The organism is Stenotrophomonas sp. JAG2 (genome assembly GCF_041080745.1).
GTDB classification, from domain to species: Bacteria; Pseudomonadota; Gammaproteobacteria; order Xanthomonadales; family Xanthomonadaceae; genus Stenotrophomonas; species Stenotrophomonas maltophilia_AA.
The window spans coordinates 65,564-86,151 of record NZ_JBEUMH010000013.1; the positions used below are offsets into that span (position 1 = coordinate 65,564).

At 67.2% G+C, this 20,588-nt stretch carries 20 protein-coding genes; 14 read left to right on the forward strand and 6 right to left on the reverse strand.

What is annotated here, in order from left to right:
* The first annotated feature begins 28 nt into the window (after positions 1–28).
* From AB9O74_RS15850 to AB9O74_RS15880, 7 genes are all read left to right on the forward strand, one after another.
* Complete coding sequence (locus AB9O74_RS15850) at positions 29–1,447, forward strand: SH3 domain-containing protein (protein ID WP_369349901.1); 1,419 nt, start codon at positions 29–31, stop codon at positions 1,445–1,447.
* Entirely contained in the window at positions 1,448–2,554 is a 1,107-nt protein-coding gene (locus AB9O74_RS15855; RefSeq protein WP_176990525.1) for a dipeptide epimerase, read from the forward strand. It abuts the gene before it with no gap.
* A gap of 121 nt (positions 2,555–2,675) precedes the next feature.
* Positions 2,676–3,524 carry a MurR/RpiR family transcriptional regulator gene (locus tag AB9O74_RS15860; protein WP_346479746.1) on the forward strand — a complete coding sequence of 283 codons (849 nt, stop codon included), beginning with the start codon at positions 2,676–2,678 and terminating at the stop codon, positions 3,522–3,524.
* 15 nt (positions 3,525–3,539) lie between these two features.
* Entirely contained in the window at positions 3,540–4,316 is a 777-nt protein-coding gene (locus AB9O74_RS15865; protein ID WP_369349902.1) for a L,D-transpeptidase, read from the forward strand.
* On the forward strand, positions 4,313–5,611 hold the full coding sequence (locus AB9O74_RS15870) for an APC family permease (protein ID WP_369349903.1): 1,299 nt from the start codon (positions 4,313–4,315) through the stop codon (positions 5,609–5,611). Before AB9O74_RS15865 ends, AB9O74_RS15870 begins: the two co-directional genes overlap by 4 nt.
* Before the next feature lie 105 nt (positions 5,612–5,716).
* On the forward strand, positions 5,717–6,064 hold the full coding sequence (locus tag AB9O74_RS15875) for a hypothetical protein (protein WP_176990529.1): 348 nt from the start codon (positions 5,717–5,719) through the stop codon (positions 6,062–6,064).
* Positions 6,065–6,208: 144 nt separating this feature from the next.
* Positions 6,209–7,357, forward strand: a complete 1,149-nt coding sequence (locus AB9O74_RS15880) for a PQQ-dependent sugar dehydrogenase (protein ID WP_369349904.1) — start codon at positions 6,209–6,211, stop codon at positions 7,355–7,357.
* A gap of 49 nt (positions 7,358–7,406) precedes the next feature.
* Here the strand turns inward: AB9O74_RS15880 and AB9O74_RS15885 are convergent, their stop codons facing one another.
* From AB9O74_RS15885 to folB, 4 genes are all read right to left on the reverse strand, one after another.
* The gene (locus tag AB9O74_RS15885) at positions 7,407–8,054 is read right to left on the reverse strand and encodes a hypothetical protein (RefSeq protein ID WP_369349905.1); all 648 of its coding nucleotides are present in this window, start codon (positions 8,052–8,054) and stop codon (positions 7,407–7,409) included.
* Between the two features lie 117 nt (positions 8,055–8,171).
* The gene (locus AB9O74_RS15890) at positions 8,172–10,346 is read right to left on the reverse strand and encodes a glycoside hydrolase family 3 N-terminal domain-containing protein (protein WP_176990531.1); all 2,175 of its coding nucleotides are present in this window, start codon (positions 10,344–10,346) and stop codon (positions 8,172–8,174) included.
* A gap of 138 nt (positions 10,347–10,484) precedes the next feature.
* Complete coding sequence (locus AB9O74_RS15895) at positions 10,485–11,759, reverse strand: mechanosensitive ion channel family protein (protein ID WP_369349906.1); 1,275 nt, start codon at positions 11,757–11,759, stop codon at positions 10,485–10,487.
* A 26-nt stretch (positions 11,760–11,785) separates the two neighbouring features.
* Complete coding sequence (gene folB / locus AB9O74_RS15900) at positions 11,786–12,154, reverse strand: dihydroneopterin aldolase (protein WP_176990533.1); 369 nt, start codon at positions 12,152–12,154, stop codon at positions 11,786–11,788.
* 393 nt (positions 12,155–12,547) lie between these two features.
* On the opposite strand from folB, the gene AB9O74_RS15905 reads away from it, so the two are divergent.
* Positions 12,548–13,201, forward strand: a complete 654-nt coding sequence (locus AB9O74_RS15905; RefSeq protein ID WP_369349907.1) for a hypothetical protein — start codon at positions 12,548–12,550, stop codon at positions 13,199–13,201.
* A 24-nt stretch (positions 13,202–13,225) separates the two neighbouring features.
* On the opposite strand, the gene tsaD is transcribed toward AB9O74_RS15905, so the two are convergent.
* Entirely contained in the window at positions 13,226–14,251 is a 1,026-nt protein-coding gene (gene tsaD / locus AB9O74_RS15910; protein WP_369349908.1) for a tRNA (adenosine(37)-N6)-threonylcarbamoyltransferase complex transferase subunit TsaD, read from the reverse strand.
* Between the two features lie 167 nt (positions 14,252–14,418).
* On the opposite strand from tsaD, the gene rpsU reads away from it, so the two are divergent.
* From rpsU to AB9O74_RS15940, 6 genes are all read left to right on the forward strand, one after another.
* Complete coding sequence (rpsU, locus tag AB9O74_RS15915; protein WP_002808376.1) at positions 14,419–14,634, forward strand: 30S ribosomal protein S21; 216 nt, start codon at positions 14,419–14,421, stop codon at positions 14,632–14,634.
* A 136-nt stretch (positions 14,635–14,770) separates the two neighbouring features.
* The gene (locus AB9O74_RS15920; protein WP_176990535.1) at positions 14,771–15,217 is read left to right on the forward strand and encodes a GatB/YqeY domain-containing protein; all 447 of its coding nucleotides are present in this window, start codon (positions 14,771–14,773) and stop codon (positions 15,215–15,217) included.
* Between the two features lie 156 nt (positions 15,218–15,373).
* Complete coding sequence (locus AB9O74_RS15925) at positions 15,374–16,288, forward strand: YihY/virulence factor BrkB family protein (RefSeq protein ID WP_346479753.1); 915 nt, start codon at positions 15,374–15,376, stop codon at positions 16,286–16,288.
* Between the two features lie 63 nt (positions 16,289–16,351).
* On the forward strand, positions 16,352–18,097 hold the full coding sequence (gene dnaG, locus AB9O74_RS15930; RefSeq protein ID WP_369349909.1) for a DNA primase: 1,746 nt from the start codon (positions 16,352–16,354) through the stop codon (positions 18,095–18,097).
* A 92-nt stretch (positions 18,098–18,189) separates the two neighbouring features.
* Positions 18,190–18,642: a sulfur transferase domain-containing protein gene (locus AB9O74_RS15935; protein ID WP_369349921.1), complete on the forward strand. Its 453-nt coding sequence runs from the start codon at positions 18,190–18,192 to the stop codon at positions 18,640–18,642.
* Between the two features lie 52 nt (positions 18,643–18,694).
* Complete coding sequence (locus tag AB9O74_RS15940; RefSeq protein WP_369349910.1) at positions 18,695–19,693, forward strand: bile acid:sodium symporter family protein; 999 nt, start codon at positions 18,695–18,697, stop codon at positions 19,691–19,693.
* Between the two features lie 70 nt (positions 19,694–19,763).
* Here AB9O74_RS15940 and AB9O74_RS15945 read toward each other — a convergent pair whose 3' ends face one another.
* On the reverse strand, positions 19,764–20,567 hold the full coding sequence (locus tag AB9O74_RS15945; protein WP_369349911.1) for a calcium-binding protein: 804 nt from the start codon (positions 20,565–20,567) through the stop codon (positions 19,764–19,766).
* Between the last annotated feature and the right edge of the window lie 21 nt (positions 20,568–20,588).

The following is a 20,588-nucleotide window of genomic DNA, read 5'->3' on the forward strand; positions in this document are numbered from 1 at the left end:
GACGATCCAGGCTTCCCCCCACCGCCCCGTGCGGTCCCGCTGGCTGTCGCGCGCCGTGCTGGCTGCACTGCTGGCCACCAGCGTCGCGCCAGCGTGGGCCGAGGCGCCGCGTGCTGCGGCCAGCGCTGATTTCGGCGGGGTCATCGCCCTGCGCGAGGCCTATCTCAGCCCGGGCTTCTGGGCCGATCGCCTGCCCGATCCGGACCGCGTGATCCTCGATCGCGCCGGTATCGCGGCGCAGAACGCCCGGATGCGGGCCGAGGATGCCTCGATCCATGACCTGCGCGCGTTGCCGGCGCAGCTGCCCCGCGCTCAGGTGCTGGGCAGCATCCAGTCGCTGTCCAAGTGGCCGGAGCGCACGCTGTACGGCCAGGATGGCAAGACCATCAGCGACCGGCAGCGCAGTGAGGCGCTGGCCAACCTCGCCGTTGAGTCCATACCGGCGCAGCGCCCGCTGCAGTACGGCCTGGTGACCCATCGCGCGGCGCTGCGGGCGTTCCCGACCGCGCTGCGGGTGTTCAGCAGCCAGGGCGACACCGACATCGACCGCTTCCAGGAATCGGCGCTGTTCCCCGGCGACGCCGTGGCGGTGCTGCATGAAAGCGCGGACGGACGCTGGCTGTTCATCACCAGCGAGCGCTACTCGGCGTGGATGGAGAAGCGCTTCGTCGGCATCGGCGATGCCGACACCGTGCTCGGCTACGGTCAGCACGGGCCGTACCGGGTGGTCACCGGGGCCACGGCGTTCACCGCGTATACCCCGGAAGAGCCGCGCGTATCGCGGCTGCAGCTGGACATGGGCGTGCGCCTGCCGGTGGTCGCCGACTGGCCGCTGGACAAGACGGTCAACGGCCAGCAGGCCCACGCCGCGCATGTGGTGCAGCTGCCGGTGCGCGAAGCCGATGGTCGCCTGGCACTGATCCCGGCGCTGCTGCCGCGTTCGCAGGACACCGCCGACGACTACCTGCCGCTGACTCCGCGCACGCTGCTGACCCAGGCTTTCAAGTTCCTCGGCGAGCGCTACGGCTGGGGCCACGATTACGATACCCGCGACTGTAGTGGCTTCATCTCGGAGATCTACCGCAGCGTCGGCGTGCTGATGCCGCGCAACACCAGCGCGCAGGCGATCAGCCCGGCGCTGGACCGCATCGCGTTCACCGCCAAGGACGGCAAGGCCACGCGCGACGCCGCGGTGAAGCAGCTGCAGGTGGGCGACCTGATCTATATCCCCGGCCACGTGATGATGGCGATCGGCCATATCGACGGCCGCACCTGGCTGATCCACGACACCGCCGGCGGCGGCTGGCTCGGCGCGGACGGCACGCGCGTGCAGGCGCATCTCAACGGCGTGTCGGTCACCCCGCTGGAGCCGATGATGGCCAGCGATACAGTGAGCTACATCGACCGCATCACCAACATCCAGCGCCTTCGGCCACAGAACCCCTGAATGAAGATCACCGACATCGAACTCGGCATGCTGCGCGTGCCGTTGAAGACCCCGTTCAAGACCGCGCTGCGCACCGTGGACACCGTCGAAGACGTGGTGGTGCTGATCCGTACCGACAGCGGCCACACCGGCTACGGTGAAGCGCCGGCCACGGCGGTGATCACCGGCGACACCCACGGCTCGATCATCGAGGCCATCGACGGCTTCATCAAGCCGCGCCTGATCGGCGAGGACGTGGCCAACCTCAACCGGCTCTGCGGCCTGATCCAGACCTCGATGGAGCGCAACACCAGCGCCAAGGCGGCGGTGGAGATCGCGGTCTACGATCTGTGGGCGCAGCTGCACAACGCGCCGCTGTACCGCATGCTCGGCGGTGGCGACCCGGTGATCACCACCGACATCACCATCAGCGTGGACTACATCGACAAGATGGTGGCCGACTCGCTCTCGGCGATCGAACGCGGCTTCGAGTCGCTGAAGATCAAGGTCGGCAAGGACATCGGCCTGGACATCGAGCGGGTCAAGGCGATCCATGCCGCGGTGCAGGGTCGTGCCCTGCTGCGGCTGGATGCCAACCAGGGCTGGACCGCCAAGCAGGCCGTGCATGCGATGCAGGCGCTGGAAGAAGCCGGCGTCGTGCTGGAGCTGCTGGAGCAGCCGGTCAAGGCCGCCGACATCAGCGGCCTGAAGTACGTCACCGACCGGGTCAACACGCCGGTCATGGCCGATGAAAGCGTGTTCAATCCCGGCCAGGTGTTCGACCTGATCCAGCAGCGCGCCGCCGACATCATCAACATCAAGCTGATGAAAACCGGCGGCCTGTCCAATGCGATCCGCATCGCCGACATCGCCGCGATCTACGGCGTGCCGTGCATGATCGGCTGCATGATCGAATCGAGCATCTCCGTGGCCGCCGCCGTGCATCTGGCGGTCGCCAAGAGCGACATCATCACCAAGGTGGATCTGGATGGGCCGTCGCTGGGCCAGTTCAACCCGGTCACCGGCGGGGTCAACTTCAACGAATCGGAGATCACCATCAGCGATGCGCCCGGGTTGGGCATCACCGAAGTACGTGGGCTGGAAATGATCACGCCGCGGCGGTGGTGAGCGTTGTATCCGCCTCGCCGGTCGCCTACGGTAGAGCCACGCCATGCGTGGCTGCCGTTCGCGCAATCCCACCTGCCGCAGCCCCCCATGGGGTGGCTCTACCGGACCTGACCCCCTCCCCATGCCGCCCCTGGTGAAAATCCGCTCCGAGCGTGACCACATGTCGGCGATCGAACGTCGCATCGCCGACTTCATCCTCGACAACGCCCACCTGCTGCGCGATTACTCGTCCCAGCAGCTGGCGAGCGCGCTGGGCATCAGCCAGTCCAGCGTGGTCAAGTTCAGCCAGAAACTCGGCTTCAAGGGCTATCCCGACCTCAAGTACTCCATCGGCGAGGCGGTCGCCCGCGCCGGCAACGATCCGCACAGCCGGCCGCCCGCGCCCGAGGCCGCCGACGACTACGCCCAGATCGCCGAGCGCCTGCGCGTGAGCAAGGCCGCCGCTGAAGAGGAAACCTGGCTGGCCAATCCGCAGGCCGACATCGAAGCCATCGTGCAGCTGATCGATGGGGCGCCCAAGGTGTTCGTCTATGGCCTGGGCGATGACGGCCTGTACGCACGCGAGTTCGCCATGCGCCTGTCGCTGCTGGGCATGCTCACCGTGCACCACGCCGACCCGATCCTGATGATGGCCAACCTCTCGGCGGCACGCACGGGCGATGCGATGCTGGTGTTCTCCGAGTTCGGCAAGCTGCCGCAGCTGTTCCAGCTCTCCCGCCAGTTCCAGGACATGGGCGGCAAGGTGGTCTCGATCACCCGCCACAGCGCCAATCCGCTGCGCGCGCATGCCGATGCCAGCCTGGTGCTGTGCGCCCACGACCCGGCGCCGCACGTGGCGCAACTGCTGTACCGTTCTTCCCTGCAGTCCCTGCTGGACTTCGTCTTCGTCCTGCTGTGCCACGCCAACCCGGACCGCCACCGCCAGCTCGGGGTGAACCTGGAACGGATCGAACACCTGATCGATACCTGATTGCCGGAGTAAACGATGCTGCCGTTGCTGCGTACCGCCCTCGCCGTTACCGCTCTCGCCGCCGCGCTGCCGGCCGGTGCACTCATCCCGGCGCCGCCGATGGCGCACAGCAGGCAGGCCATCGTGGTGGTCACCGACAGCTGGGACGCCTCGCACGGCCGACTGCAGGCCTATGAGCGCAAGAGCATCGACGGCGCCTGGCGCCCGCACGGCCCTGCCTTCACCGTAGCCGTTGGGCGCAACGGCAGTGCCTGGGGCCTAGGCCGTGCGTCGCTGCGCAACCAGCGGCCACAGAAGAAGGAAGGCGACGGGCGCAGCCCCGCCGGTATCTTCGAGATCGGCCCGGCATTCGGGTACGCGCCAACGATCGCCAGTGCCATGCCCTACCAGCCGATGACGGCCAGCCACTACTGCATGGATGTACCCGATTCGCGTTACTACAACCGCATCGTCGATGCCCAGGACGTCGGCGTCGCCGCAGTGAAAGGGTCCACCGAACCGATGCGGCTGGACCTGCACAACAAGGGCGATGTGCGCTATCGCGAGGGCTTTGTAATCGAGCACAACAGCAACCACACCCCTGGCGCCGGCAGCTGCATCTTCGCCCACCTCTGGCGCACGCCAGGCGAGGCCACTGCCGGCTGCACGGCCATGCAGCCGCAGCACATGAAGGCCCTGCTGGCCTGGCTGAAGCCGGATACCCGCCCGGCATTCGTCCTGCTGCCGAAGGACGAGTACGAGGATCTGCAGGTCGTTTGGGAGTTGCCGGCCCTGAGTGGAGCGAAGCGTTGAGCGCCCCGCCCGATCCACAACTCGAACGCGCGGTCAGCCGCTGGCAGATCGTCGGGCTCTCGATCAACGATGTGATCGGCAGCGGCATCTACCTGCTGCCTGCCGCCACCGTCGCCCTGCTCGGCCCCTTCAGCCTCTGGGGCGTGGTCGCCGCCGGCATCGTGGTGGCGCTGCTGGTGCTGTGCTACGCACAGGCGGCCAGTTATTTCGACGAGCCCGGTGGCAGCTATCTGTATGCGCGCGAGGCGTTCGGCCGGTTTGCCGGGTTCGAGATCGGCTGGATGATCTGGCTGACCCGGATCAGCTCGGCGGCCGCGCTCAGCAACGCGCTGGCCGACGCGGTGGCGCGCTTCTGGCCGTGGGCCGGGCATGACATCGGTCGCATCGCGATCATCGTGGTGTCGCTGGGCTTCCTCACCGCGGTGAACGTGGCCGGCGTGCGTTCGGCCGCACGCACCGGGGTGATCCTGGTGATCGGCAAGCTGCTGCCGCTGCTGCTGTTCGTGGCGATCGGCGTGTTCTACGTCGATACCGACCTGGCCTTCTCCGGCGTGCGCCCGGACCCGCACGATCTGCAGCGCATGGGCGAGGCCGCGCTGCTGCTGCTGTATGCGTACGCCGGGTTCGAGAACATCCCGGCTGCCGCCGGCGAGTACAAGAACCCGCGCCGCGATATTCCCTTCGCGCTGATCACCATGATCATCACCGTCACCGTGATCTACGGCGCGGTGCAGTTCATCGCACAGGGCACCCTGGCCGGCCTGGCCGCGTCGCCGACGCCGCTGGCCGATGCCGCCGCGAGTTTCGGCGGGCTCACGCTCGCGTTGATCCTCACCGTCGGCGCGACGATCTCCATCCTCGGCACCAACAGCAACACGATGATGATGGGCCCGCGCTTCCTGTTCGCCTTGGCGCGCGACGGCTACGGGCCGAAGATCCTGGCGCAGGTGCATCCGCGCTTCCGCACGCCGGCGGCGGCGATCATCGCGCAGGGCCTGATCGCGCTGGCGCTGGCCTTGTCCGGTTCGTTCGTGCAGTTGGCACTGTTGTCGATGACCACGCGCCTGTTCGCCTACATCGGCACGGCGGCGGCGGTGCTGGTGTTGGCGCGTCGCTTCCGTGATCGCCCGGGCGCGCTGAAGCTGCCGGGTGGGCCGTTGATTCCGATTCTCGCGCTGGTGCTGTGCCTGGCCTTGTTCGCCAGTGCGAGCTGGCAGAACATCGCCGCGGCAGGCATCGCGTTTGCCGTCGGTGCGGTCATTTACAGGTTCCCGCGCCGCGATCACGAGGGCTGAGAAGCTGCACAGGTGAATGGCGCTTGATGTGTCATTCACCTCGCGGGTCCATGGCGTTAACCCGGCCTTGGGTACGGTGAAGCCTCACCCAACCGGAGCCAACACATGAGCACTGACTATCAGATTCCCGGCCGGGTGCCGGAAGACGGTGTCCCGCGCCAGGCCGTATCGGACTATTGGCGTGAACGCTTTCCGAGCGAACCGTATTACGACAACAACCAGTTCTTCGATGACTATGAGCCGGCCTACCAGCTGGGCCATCGCACCCGCGCCGACGACATGATCCGCGCCTACGAAGAAGTGGAAGCCGAGCTGCAGACCCGCTGGGCGCAGGAACGTGGCCAGAGCAAGCTCAGCTGGGAGCAGGCCCGCAACGCGGTCCGCCGCGGCTGGGATGAATCCACCGCGCTGCGCCAGGCGCATCTGGACAAGGGTGTGCCGCGCGGCACCTGATCGCGCCTGCGTTCACCCACGGCACATCGACGACGGCGGCCTTCGGGTCGCCGTTGTCGTGTCCGCAGGACGTCTGGTCCACGCGCCGTTGATGGGCATGGTGTACAACAGGGGCTGGCCATCGCCTCCCCGACGGAGACTTCCATGACCCGCAAGCTGTTGCTCACCCTCGCCATCAGCCTCACCCCCGCCCTGTTCACCACCGCCTGCGTCGCTGCAGACAACGCTGCCGCGCCCGTCGTGGCGAAGGCACAGTGGCCGTTCGCCGCTACCGAGTTCGCCCGATTCGACGAGCCCTGGGCGATGAGCTTCCTGCCCGACGGCAGCCTGCTGGTCACCGAGAAGAAAGGCGCGCTGAAACATTTCAACGTGCAGACCCGCACGTCCGCCACCATCACCGGCGTGCCCAAGGTGGCGTACGGCGGCCAAGGGGGCTTCGGCGATGTGCTGCCGCACCCGGACTTCGCGAAGAACCAGCTTGTCTATCTCAGCTACGCCGAGGAAGGCGACGGCGATACCCGTGGCGCCGCGGTGGCGCGTGCACGCCTGGCGCTGGCCGCCGATGGCAGTGGCACGCTGGAAGACCTCAAGGTGATCTGGCGCCAGACCCCGAAGGTCAGCGGCAAGGGCCATTACGGCCATCGCCTCGCGTTCGGCCCCGACGGCAAGCTGTGGATCACCTCCAGCGAGCGCCAGAAGTTCGATCCGGCCCAGGACATGAGCGGCAACCTCGGCAAGCTGATCCGTCTGAATGACGACGGCAGCGTCCCCGCCGACAACCCGTTCGCCTCGCAGGGCGGCGTGGCCGCACAGGTGTGGTCGCTCGGCCACCGCAATGTGCTGGGCATCGCCTTCGATGCGCGCGGCAAGCTGTGGGTGCATGAGATGGGCCCGGCCGGCGGTGACGAGCTGAACCTGATCCAGCGCGGCGCCAACTACGGCTACCCGATCGTCTCCAACGGCAATCATTACGATGGCCGTGACATTCCCGACCATGCCACCCGCCCGGAGTTCGCGGCACCCAAGGTGAGCTGGACGCCGGTGATCTCCCCGGCCGGCTTCATCATCTACAGCGGCAAGCAGTTCCCGAAGTGGAACGGCAGCGGCTTCATCGGCGGCCTGTCGTCCAAGGCGCTGGTGCGCGTGGCCTTCGATGGCGACAACGCCCGCGAGGCCGAACGCTTCGACATGGGCGAGCGCATCCGCGAGATCGAACAGGGCCCGGATGGCGCGATCTGGCTGCTCGAAGACGGCAGCAACGGCAAGCTGCTCAAGCTCACGCCGAAGGCCTGAACCAGACAGACTGCCGGCACACCGCCGGCAGCCTGCATGACATCCGTGCTTACTGGATGGTCACGACCTTGACCTCGGTGCGGCTGCACGCCTGGTCCAGGCAGGTGCCGTTGAGCCAGACCTGGCCATCGCCGATCATCACGCCCTGCTGGTTGACCATGACGTCGTCGAATTTCTGCGCGGCGATGGCCTTGCGCACGGCCGGGGTCAGGATGCGCTCGTAGTTGCGCTGGAACTCGCCGGGCCCGGTGATCCTGGCGCCATTGGCGATGTTCAGCGGGAAGCGGACTTCCTCGACCACGGCGGCGCGATCGCCGCCATTGACGGCCTTCTGGAAGGCGTTGAAGACGGTCTCGTACTGGGCCGCATCGCCGAGCACCTGCTCGATGCGCTGACGGACATCGCCATTGGCTGAAGCCGGTGTGTCGGCAGCACCTGCCGTGGGGGGTGCGGCATCGCCCGCAGCAGGCGCAGCGGCATCCGGCGCCGGGCTGCCCGCAGTAACCGCATCCGGTGACAGGCCCGAGGACGGCACGGTCTCACCGGGTGTCGGGCGGCCTTCGGGAATGGCGGTGGCGGGCCCCTGTGCGGGGTCTGCAGCCGCGGTATCGGCCGGCGGCGGCGCCGACGGGCTGCAGGCGGCCAGCCACAACGGGCTGGCCAGGGCCAGCAGCAGGGGGGTACGGGACAGACGCATGGGGAGGCTCCATCGATTTCACGAGGGAGCCAGCGTACCCGCCGAAACGTCAGCCGCCGATGATGGATCACGATGGTGCCGGCCAGCGGCCGGCACTACCGGGTGACGCGTGCCGGCTCAGGCGGCCAGCAGCTCGAAGATCACCGGCTCGCCGCTGGCCGAAGAGGCGCACACCCACAGCTCGAACTGGCCCGGCTCGGCGCGGAACACGCCGTCGCGACCGGTGAAGCCCAGCGCGTGGCGATCCAGCGTGAACTGCACCTCGGTGCTCTCACCCGGCTGCAGGGCGATCTTGTCGAAGCCCTTCAGCTCGCGCACCGGCCGCACGCGGCTGGCCACGCGGTCGTGGATGTACAGCTGCACCACTTCCTCACCCGCCACCGCACCGGTGTTGGTCAGGGTGGTGGTGATGGTCAGGGTGTCGTCCCAGGCCAGCGTCGCGCTGCTCAGCTGCGGCACACCGTAGGCGAAAGTGGTGTAGCCGATGCCGTGGCCGAACGCATACGCCGGCTCGTTCGGGATCTCGCGCCAGCGAGCCTTGAACTCGGACATGGTCGGCAGTTCCGGGCGACCGGTGCGGGCGTGGTTGTAGAAGTACGGCTGCTGGCCGGACACCTGCGGGAAGCTCACCGGCAGGCGGCCGGACGGGTTGTAATCGCCGAACAGCACATCTGCCACGGCGTGACCGGTCTGCGTGCCCAGGTACCAGGTGATCGCCACGGCATGCGCATTGCGCACCGCGCCCTGCAGCGCGAGCGCGCGACCATTGCGCAGCAGCACGACCAGCGGCTTGCCGGTCATCGCCACTGCTTCGGCCAACGCCTGCTGCGCGGGCGGCAACGTGATCTCAACGCGCGACTGCGCTTCACCGCTGTAGCGCTGCGGCTCGCCCAGGGCGAGCACCACCACGTCGGCACGCAGCGCGGCGGCCACGGCCTGTTCGATGCCATCCTGCACGGCCGCTTCCAGATCGCAGCCCGGCACGATCTCCAGCAGTGCTTCATCGCTGATCGCCGCGCGTACGCCGGCTTCCAAGGTGACGTAACGCGACTTGTCGCCGAACAGGGTCCAGCAGCCTTCGATGTTCTCGCGGTCCTGCACGAACGGCCCGATCAACGCGATCTTCTGGCCGGTCTTCTTCAGCGGCAGCACCGAATCCGCGTTCTTGAGCAGCACGATCGAGCGGCGCGCGGCATCGCGCGAGAGTTCGTCATGCGCGGCGATGTGCGAGGTATCCGCTTCGCGCGCCAGGTCCAGCGAGCGGTAGGGATCGTCGAACAGACCGATCGCGTCCTTCAGGCGCAGGATGCGGCGCACCGATTCGTCCAGCGTGGCCATCGGCACTTCGCCGCTCTCGATCAGGCCCGGCAGGTGCTCGGCGTAGAAACCGCTCTGCATGCTCAGGTCCAGGCCGGCGGTGAAAGCCTTGGCGGTGGCATCGCGGTCATCGGCGGCATAACCGTGCGCGACCAGTTCCATGTCGGCGGTGTAGTCGGAGATCACCACGCCCGGGAAGTTCCACTCCCCGCGCAGGATGTCGGTCAGCAGCTCGGCGTTGGCGCTGGCCGGCACGCCGTTGATGTCGTTGAAGGAGGACATCACGGTCAGCGCGCCGGCGTCGAAAGCGGCCTTGAACGGCGGCAGGTGGACGTCGCGCAGGGTCTGCGGCGAGATGTCGACCATGTTGTATTCCATGCCGGCCATCACCGCGCCGTAGGCGGCGAAGTGCTTCGGCGTGGCCAGCAGCGCATCGGCGGCGCGCAGGTCCGGGCCCTGGAAGCCGCGCACGCGGGCGGCGGCGAACGCACAGCCCAGCACCACGTCTTCACCGGCGCCCTCGGCACCCCGGCCCCAGCGCTGGTCGCGGGCGATATCCACGGCCGGTGCGTAGGTCCAGTGCAGGCCGGCGGCGGTGGCTTCCACCGCGGTGGCGCGGGCGGTGCGCTCGGCCAGGTCCGGCTCGAAGCTGGCGGCCTCGCCCAGCGGGATCGGGAACACGGTGCGCATGCCGTGGATGACGTCCGCGGCGAGGATCACCGGGATCTTCAGGCGGCTTTCTTCCAGCGCGACCTGCTGGATGCGGCGACCGGCTTCGACGCCGACACCATTGAACAGCGAGCCCACCTTGCCCTCGCGCACCTGCTGCAGCACCTGGTCGGCGTTGAGCACGTTGGCTTCCGGGTTCACGTCCGGGGCGAACGGGCGGACCATGTCGGCGAACACACCCAGCTGGCCGACTTTTTCTTCGACGGTCATCTGGGCAATGAGGGTTTCGATACGATCGGCGGCCACCGGCTGTCCTTATGAAAACGTTTACAAGCCCGGGATTCTAGCGTTCCCGAGGCGGTTGTGAATGACTTTTGCGTTCATTTTTCTTCCCCGGGGGGAATATCTCCACCCCCGCCGGCACGCCGACGGGGGCACAGGAGCTTACTCTTCCGCCGCCAGCCGCTGCTGCCCGGCCATCAGCATCGCATCGCTGGAGGCCTGGAACACGCGCAGCCCGAACGCCGGCAGGATCGCCAGCAGGTGATCGAACACGTCCGACTGCACGCCTTCGTACTCACCCCAGGCAGTGCTGCGGGTGAAGCAGTAGATCTCCAGCGGCAGGCCTTCGGTGGTCGGCTGCAGCTGCCGTACCAGCAGGGTCATCTCCGTATGGATGCCCGGGTGCTGCTTCAGGTAGCGCTCCACGTACGCACGGAACGTGCCCAGGTTGGTGACGCGACGCGCGTTGACCGCCGCCATGCCCTTGGCCTGCAGCCCGGCGTTGTACTGCTGCAGCTCGGCCTGCTTCTCGCGCAGGTAATCGCCGAGCACCGCGAACTGCTGCAGCTCGGCCAGCATCGGCGCATCGACGAAGCCCACGCTGTGCTGGTCCAGGAACAGCGCGCGCTTGATCCGGCGTCCGCCCGCCTCCTGCATGCCGCGCCAGTTCTTGAACGACTCGGTGACCAGCTTCTTGGTCGGGATGGTGGTGATGGTCTTGTCGAAGTTCTGCACGGTGATGGTGTGCAGCGCGATATCGATCACGTCGCCATCGGCATTCTGGCTCGGCATCTCGATCCAGTCGCCCAGCCGTACCCGGCCATCGCCGCTGATCTGCACGCTGGCGACCAGCGACAGGATGGTGTCCTGGAAGATCAGCATGAATACCGCGGTGGCCGCACCGAGGCCGGTGACCAGCGGGCCGAGCTTCACGCCCAGCAAAGTCGCCACGATCGACAGGCCGGCGATCACGAAGACGATGATCTTCACGACCTGCAGGTAGCCCTTGATCGGTTTGTTGCGCGCATCCGGGCGGCGCTCGTACAGATCGTTGGCAGCATCCAGTGCATGCGAGACGGCGAGCGCCACGGTCAGCACTGCCCACGCTTGGCAAGCGCCGATCACGAATGCCACCAGTTCCGGAGGCAGGTCCGGCACGATCCGGATGCCGGCCGCGATGACCATGCTCGGCACCACGTTGGACAGCCGCGAGATCACCCGCAGGTTGTTGCCGCCTTCATTGCCCGCGCTGTGACCGGGCAGGCGGCTGACCAGCTTGCGCAGGCCGCGCAGCAGGATCTTCTTGGTGACGAAGTTGGCCAGCCAGGCCGCCAGGGCCAGCGCGGCCAGCACCACCAGGGTGTAGGCCCAGGGCCAGGGTTCGAGGGTCCGCTGGACACTGTCCAGCCATCGGGTTGCCACTACCGCATCCAACATCGTGTATCGCTCTCCTATCGGGGGTATCAGGGCGTTGCCAGGTCCTGCCGGGTGCGCTCGATGATCACGCCGACCGCGCGCGCGCCGCGCACCGCACCGGGCTTGCTGAGTTTGAGACGCAGCCATTGCACGTTGAATTCACGCAGCACGATCTCGGCGATGCGCTCGGCCAGGGTCTCGACCAGGCCATAGTCCGAGTCACGCACGAACTGCTCGATGCGCTTGCTGACGGCTTTGTAATTGAGGGTATCGGCGATGTCGTCGCTGGCCGCCGGGCGGCGGTTGTCGAAGCCCATTTCCAGATCGAAACGCAGGGTCTGGCGGATCCGCCGTTCCCAGTCGTAGATACCGATCAGGGCATCGATCTCGAGCCCTTCGATGAATACCTTGTCCATAGCCATGCCACGTGGAAGATGGCGACCATGGTAACGGGGCTGTCCGGAATGTGCCGGGAACCGGGGTGAGGGGGCGTCTACACCGATGCCAGAAATGACAAAGGGCCCCGCGCGGGACCCTTTGCTTACCACCACTGTCCCCGGGGGAAATGGGCTGACCCATCAGCTGGTCCCGGTGGCACACAAGGCAACAGTACCGGGGGAGCCAGAAAGGGTCAATGGCCGCAACCTGGATTTACGACGTGGTGCTCACCTCACCAAGAGCTTGGTAGATCATTGATCCAAGAAGTTTTTTCGGTAGATCAGCCCCGCCGTCACTAACCGGATTCCCTGATACCGCACGCCAGAGCTGCCCTCTACGGTGGAGGCCCATGGACCCACCAAAGCTCTGTCGTGCGCGATCAGCACCTGATTTACCGCTCGTTCTCCGCAGCACGCATGACAACCTATGAAGGAGCCGTCGCACGCGCCCAACTGCGCGCCCATCCATTTGAGCTGTATCGATGGAACATGCGTGTCAGCGGCGCATTTCTACTGCCACTCCATACCTGCGAAGTAGTCATCCGCAACGCGGTGTCTGAAGCGTTGGCCCAGCAGCATGGTGCCCTCTGGCCGTGGCAGGAAGGTTTCCGCGCCAGCCTTCCCGGCGGCACGGCGAGGTACAACGCACGCGAAGAGCTGCGACGCGTGGCGTCGAACCACACTTCAACGGCAGCCGTCATCGCATCGCTGAGATTCGCGTTCTGGCAGCACCTGTTTACCCAGCGATTCGACAGGACGCTCTGGTCCAAGACCCTGAGGCACGTCCTTCCAGGCGCGGATCCGGACATGCCGGGGTACCTTCTGCGCGCGCAATTGCACGGGTACCTGGAACAGGTAAGGCAGTTGCGCAACCGGATTGCGCATCACGAACCGATCTTCGCGCGTGACCTCGCGCTGGATCTGGCCACCATTGGACGAATCGTGCAAATGCGCTGCCCCCATACCGAACGGTGGATGACCCGGCATGAGTCAGTGACATCGTGGCTGGAGCAGAGGCCTGCCTGAGGTGTTGCAGGCCAGCCGCCAACCTCACACCGCCGGCAGCGTCGCCATGTCCCAGCGCGGCGTGACCTGCACCTGCGGCGGGTTGTGCTGGCCGGCTTCCAGGCGCAGGGCACCGGCGAAGGCGATCATCGCGCCGTTGTCGGTGCACAGCGCCGGGCGCGGGAAGCAGGCACGCCCACCGCGGCGGGCGGCCATCTGCTGCAGCTTGGCGCGCAGGCGCTTGTTGGCCCCCACCCCGCCGGCCACCACGATCACATCGGTGCCCGCCGCATCCAGCGCGCGCTCGCACTTGATCGCCAGGGTGTCGACCACGGCATCTTCAAAGCCCCGCGCGATATCGGCGCGGGTCTGCTCGCTCTGGTCACTGTCGCGCCAGGCCAGCAGGACCTGGGTCTTCAACCCGGAGAAGCTGAAATCCAACCCCGGGCGATCGGTCATCGGGCGGGTGAACTTGAACCGGCCCGGGGTGCCGCGCTCGGCCAGCGCGGCCAGCTGCGGGCCGCCCGGATACGGCAGGCCCATCAGCTTGGCGGTCTTGTCGAAGGCCTCGCCGGCGGCATCGTCCAGGGTCTCGCCCAGCAGGCGGTACTGGCCGATCCGGTCCACCGCCACCAGTTGGGTATGCCCGCCGGACACCAGCAGGGCCACGAACGGCGCCTGCGGCGGGTCGTCTTCCATCAGCGGGGCCAGCAGATGGCCTTCCATATGATGTACACCGACCGCCGGCACCTCCAGCGCCCAGGCCAGCGAACGGGCCACGCCCGCCCCCACCAGCAGCGCGCCGACCAGGCCGGGGCCGGCCGTATAGGCCACCCCATCAATGTCGGCGACCGTCATGCCGGCCTCGGCCAGGGTCTGCCGGATCAGCGGCAGCAGCTTGCGCACGTGGTCGCGGCTGGCCAGCTCGGGCACCACCCCGCCGTACTCGGCGTGAAGGGCGATCTGGCTGTAGACCGCATGGGCGCGCAGGGCGTCGATCCCGGACAGGGAGGTGTCATACACCGCCACGCCGGTCTCATCGCAGGAAGATTCGATACCAAGGACTCGCATACGGGGTATTATGGACCTCTTCAGGCCCCGGCAGACGTACGCTGGCCTGTCTCTGCATCACCCGTGGCCAAGAAGTTCGCCGGGGTGGGTTGCAACTTCTTTTCTCGCCGCTATAATGTGCGGCTCTCACCGGGCGAGACCCGGTTCTACTGTGTCCCGGAGATTCCATGCCCAGCGTTAAAGTCCGCGAGAACGAGCCCTTCGAGTTTGCGCTCCGTCGCTTCAAGCGCACCTGCGAAAAGGCCGGCGTGCTGGCCGAAACCCGCAAGCGCGAGTTCTATGAAAAGCCGACCCAGGAGCGTAAGCGTAAGGCTGCCGCTGCTGTGAAGCGTCAGCTGCGCCGTTCGTCGCGCGACGTCACCAAGCGTCAGCGCCTGTACTGATCGGACGCAACTTCGATACGGCAGGCCTTGGCCTGTCGTGACGGAGCCGAAGCCGGAACGCGCGAGCGTTACCGGCTTTTTGCGTTCCAGCGCTTCGGCGCCCCGCTTTCCTTTTCCACCGACACGAGGTGTTCCCATGAGCCTGAAGCAGCAGCTCACCGATGACATGAAGGCCGCCATGAAGGCCGGCGAGAAGCACCGCCTGGGCGTGATCCGCCTGATGAACGCCGCGATCAAGCAGCGCGAAGTCGACGAGCGCATCGAGCTGGACGACGCCGCCGTGCTCGCCGTGCTGGAGAAGATGGTCAAGCAGCGCAAGGACTCGGTCACCCAGTTCGAAGCCGCCAATCGCGAAGACCTGGCCGTGATCGAGCGCGAGGAAATCGTGGTGATCGACCAGTACCTGCCGGCCAAGCTGGGCGAGGCCGAGATCGTGGCCGCCATCCAGGCCGCCATCGCTGAAACCGGTGCGACCACCCCGGCCGACATCGGCAAGCTGATGGGCGCGCTGAAGCCGCGTCTGGCCGGCCAGGCCGACATGGGCCTGGTGTCCAAGCTGGTCAAGCAGCAGCTGGCCGGCTGATCCCGCCACCATGCCGCAGTGAAAAGGCCCGCATCATGCGGGCCTTTTCCGTTTCAGCAGGTGCGGTGTTGCGATCAGAACCTGATCCCGACACTTCACCCGGTGCAGTCCGGCGATTTGCTAGAACGGGGGCCTCGCCCCGATCCGACGCCGTCAATGCACCTGCCAAGCCACTCCCTGTCCAAGGTCCGCAAGCACATGGCGCGGCTGGAGAAGAGCTTTCCTGCCGTGCTGCTGCGCCGCTTCATCGATGCGGACGTCATGACGCAGGCCGCCGCGCTGGCTTTCTATGCCCTGCTCTCCATGGCGCCGCTGCTGGTCCTGCTGCTGTGGCTGACGGCCTCGCTGTACCCGCCCGCGCAGGAGGCGCTGCTGGGCCAGATCAACGATGTGGCCGGCACCAGTGCTGCCTCGGTGGCGGAGACCGTGCTCAGCAATGCCAACAACCAGCCGGACATCGGCACGCTGGCAGGCGTGTGGAGCACGCTGCTGCTGTTCATCGGTGCCACGGCGGTGTTCGCCCAGCTGCAGAACGCCCTGAACCTGATCTTCAACACCAGCGGCGAGCGCCTGGACGGCATCGTGCCGTGGCTGCGCAAGCGCGTGTTCTCGTTCGGCGTGGTGCTGGCGCTGGGCTTCCTGCTGATCCTGTCGATGACCGCGACGACCATGCTGCAGGTCGTCTTCGCGCACCTGCCCTCGGTGCTGCCGGCGATCGGCTACCTGACCAGCCTGGCGCTTTACACCGTGGGCTTTGCCTTCCTCTACCACTACCTGCCCGACCGCCGCGTGGCGTGGCGGCAGGCCTTCATCGGCGGTGCGATCACCTCGGCCCTGTTCGCACTGGGCCGCTATGGCATCGGCCTGTACATCGCCACGGTCGCGCCCGGCAGCGCGTATGGCTCGATGGGCGCCCTGGTGATCTCGCTGGTCTGGATCTACTACGCCACCGTGGTGTTCTTCGTCGGTGCATTGATGACCTCGGTGATCGACGAGCGCCTGCGCGCCCACGCCTACCTGGCCCAGGCCGGTGTCGAGCCGCCGAAACCGGGCGAACCGGCCGGCACCTAGTAGACTAGCGGCACCCCCGCTTCCGCGCGTGGCCGTGACCGGCCATGCCCCTGCCTGCTGCCCATGGCCCGTATCCCCGACGCATTCATCGACGACCTGCTGGCCCGCTCCGACATTGTCGAGGTAGTGGGCAGCCGCGTGCCGTTGAAGCGCCAGGGCAAGGAATATGCGGCACGCTGCCCGTTCCATGACGAGCGCTCGGCGTCGTTCACGGTCTCGCCGACCAAGCAGTTCTATCACTGCTTCGGCTGCGGCGCGCATGGCACGGCGATCAGCTTCCTGATGAACTACGACCGCCTCGAGTTTCTCGACGCGGTCGATGAGCTGGCCAAGCGCGTCGGCATGGAAGTGCCGCGCGACACCCAGCCGCGCACCGCGCAGCAGCAGGACGACAGCCGCGATCTGTACTCGGCGCTGGATGCGGCCACGCGGTTCTTCCAGACCGCGCTGAAGGGCAGCGACAAGGCGCGCGCCTACCTGGACCAGCGCGGTGTCGATGAAGAGAACCGCGAGCGCTTCGCCATCGGTTACGCACCGGACGGCTACAGCGCGCTGAAGGATGCGCTGGGCAAGGACGAGCGGCGGATGAAGCTGCTCGACCGCGCCGGCCTGTTCTCCAAGAACGATCGCGGCCACGTCTACGACAAGTTCCGCGACCGGGTGATGTTCCCGATCTTCGACCGCCGTGGCCGCGTGATCGCGTACGGCGGCCGGGTCATGGGCGCACCTGATGACGGCCGGGACGCCGGCCCGAAGTACCTCAACTCGCCCGAGACCGCGCTGTTCCACAAGGGCCGCGAGCTGTACGGTCTGTGGCAGGTGCGCCAGGCCAACCAGAAGATCGAGCGGCTGATCGTGGTCGAGGGCTACATGGACGTGGTCTCGCTGTTCCAGTTCGGCGTCACCCAGGCGGTGGCCACGCTGGGCACGGCGACCACGCCGGACCACGCCGAGCTGCTGTTCCGCAACGCGCCGGACGTGTTCTTCTGCTTCGATGGCGATGCCGCCGGTCGTCGCGCCGGCTGGCGTGCGCTGGAGTCGGTGCTGCCGCGCATGAAGGACGGCCGCCAGGCCTTCTTCCTGTTCCTGCCCGATGGCGAAGACCCGGACACCATCGTGCGCAAGGAAGGCCGCGAGGGCTTCGATGCACGCCTGCAGCAGGCCACGCCGCTGTCGCAGTTCTTCTTCGACGAGCTCACCCGTGAAGTCAACATGGGCACGCTCGATGGCAAGGCACGCCTGGCCGAACGGGCCAAGCCGATGCTGGCGCAGATTCCCGATGGCGCCTTCGGCGACCTGATGAAGCAGCAGCTGACCACGCTGACCGGCTTGGGTGCCAAGCCCAGTGCATCCGCGCAGCCCTCGCGCCAACCACAGCGCGCGGTGGCACCGGCACAGCGCCGCAGCCTGGTGCGCGCCGCGATCGCGATCCTGCTGCAGCAGCCCTCGTTGGCGATGACGCTGGAAGGCCATCACTTCACCGGCCTGCGCCTGCCCGGCATCGATCTGCTGACCGAACTGCTGACCCTGGTGGAGCAGCGCCCGGATATCAGCACGGGCGCGCTGCTGGAGCACTTCGAGGGCCGCGAGGAGCAGGAATCACTGCACAAGCTGGCCGCGCAGACCCTGCCCGGCGATGAGGCGATGTGGACCCAGGAGCTGCATGACGCGGTTGCCCAGCTGGAGAAACAGCTGCTGATGCAACGCCTCGATGAGCTTCAGGCAAAGCAGAGCCAGCAGGGTCTGGACGATACTGACAAGTACGAGCTGCGCGAACTGCTCAAGGCGCGCAGCACCATCCGCTTCTGACCGACGGAGCAGTCGTGGCTTCCCACATCGTGAATCCTGCCGCATCGATCGTCCGCCTGCTTCGCCTTGGCGTCTTCGCTGCGCTGTTCGCGCTGGTCCTGCCCGCCGCGGCAGGGGAACTGCCGTTCGCGCAGCCACGACCGCAGCTCTACACCGCCGGGCAGCCCAGTGCCGCTGAGCTGCAGCAGGCCGCCGCGGCCGGGGTCACCACCCTGATCGACCTGCGCCAGCCCGACGAAGTGCGTGGCTTCGATGAAACCGCCGCGGCCGAACGCCTGGGGCTGCGCTATGTGCGCATCCCGGTTGCCGGTGCCGCCGGCCTGACCGCGGCCAATGCGCAGGCCCTGCGTACCGCGCTCGCACAGAGCCAGGGGCCGGTGCTGCTGCACTGTGCCTCCGGCAACCGCGCCGGTGCGCTGCTGGCACTGCTGCAGGCACGCGAGGGCGCCTCGGTGGATGACGCACTCACGTTCGGCCGCGCCGCCGGCATGACCTCGCTGGAAGCACCGACCCGTGTCCTGCTGGAGCAGGACGCCGCGCGTTGACCCAGCCCTTCTTCCCCCGCTTACTTCCCTGCTCTACAGGAGCCTGCCCACCATGACCCGCTGGTGGTCGCGCCTGCGACCGGACAACTTCACCCTCGCCCTGCTCTTTACCGTGCTGCTGGCGTCCTTCCTGCCGATGCACGGCGCCGCCGCGATGGTGCTCGACGATGTCACCGACGTCGCCATCGCCGCGCTGTTCTTCCTGCACGGCGCGCGCCTGCCGCGGGAGTCGATCGTCGCCGGCCTGCTGCACTGGCGCCTGCACCTGACCATCCTGGCCTGCACCTTCGTGCTGTTCCCGCTGCTGGGGCTGATGTTCAAACCGCTGGATGGCTGGCTGCTGACCCCGGAGCTCTACATCGGCGTGCTGTTCCTGTGCGCGCTGCCGTCCACCGTGCAGTCCTCGATCGCGTTCACCTCGATCGCGCGCGGCAACGTGCCGGCGGCCGTATGCAGCGCCTCGCTGTCGAGCATCCTGGGCGTGTTCCTGACCCCGCTGCTGCTGGCCCTGCTGGCCGGCACCGAGGGCGGCATGCACAACCCCGGCCAAGCCATCATCAGCATCATGCTGCAGCTGCTGGTGCCGTTCGTGGCCGGCCACCTGCTGCGCCCGTGGATCGCCCGCTGGGTGGAAAAGCAGCGCGCCCTGCTGCGCTACACCGACCAGGGCACGATCCTGTTGGTGGTCTACTCCGCCTTCGGCGAAGCCGTCAGCGAAGGACTGTGGAGCAAGACCCCGCTGCTGTCGCTGGTGAGCGTGGCGGTGGTGGCGGCGGTCCTGCTCGGCATCGCGATGCCGCTGATCCGCTTCATCGCGCGCCGGCTGGGCTTCAACCGCGAGGATGAAATCACCATCCTGTTCTGCGGCTCCAAGAAGAGCCTGGCCACCGGGGTGCCGATCGCGAAGGTGCTGTTCGCCGGCGGCAGCCTCGGTGCGATCGTGCTGCCGATCATGATCTACCACCAGATCCAGCTGATCGTCTGCGCGATGATCGCGCAGCGGTATGCGCGTGATCCCATTGACCCGGCGCCAACCGTCCGCCCGGAGTGAATCACGCAAGGTTCGCACGCAACATCCGTGGCGCAATACTGGCGTCGTGTCCGCCGCGAACGGCGTTATCTCAGCGGTCGGTCAGGGTGGCAACGCTCAAGGCGGGCATCCATATCCACAGGTCGTACTGCCGATCCGCTCCTGTATCTTCTGTCGCCGCGCGCGGTGGACGCTCGATCAGCGGCACCGCGCGGCACGGCTGAAAGCACGCCCAGAAATGGCCACGCAGCGCTTCCAGACGGACGCTGTACAGCGGCAGGTCCAGCAGGTACGCGGCCATTGTCTTCTGCATCTCTGGGGGCGCATCAGCCGACCGGGCGCGCATGGCATGCACGTTGCCTGTCAGCACCAGCATCCGCGCATCTGCAGGCAGCGCATTGAACTGCTGGCGCAGGTGCGTGGCCATGGCCGCATCGCGCTGGTCACTGCTGGTGGAAGTGCCGGTTTCGTTGTCATAGCCGGCCACGCCCACATCGCGGCCCTGGGCCCGCAACACACGGACGGCCTCGATCAGCGCGATCATGTCGCGGCTGCGCCTGCCGTCATGCTGATCGTCCTTCACCACCCAGAACGGCGACGTGCGCAGCGTCTCGCGCGCGTCGGCACCACCGTCCGAGCGCAGGTAGCGCGCCAACGCGACGTTCTCGCTCATCGGCAGTTCCAGCCCCAGCCGCACGGCGGCCGTGTTGCGGCTGTAGCGTTCCATCAGGTCAGCCACCAGCAGCGGCGTTTCGGCGGTGCCGTGGTATTCGCCCAGCACGAGCAGGCGGTGGTCGCCGGCGTGCCGCATGATCTGCGTGGCCGTCTCATCGGGTGCAGGCGCGGCAATCGCCGCGCTGCACAGCAGTGTCATGGCCAGTACTGCGCTTCGCATCCATCGTTTCATGCCGTCACG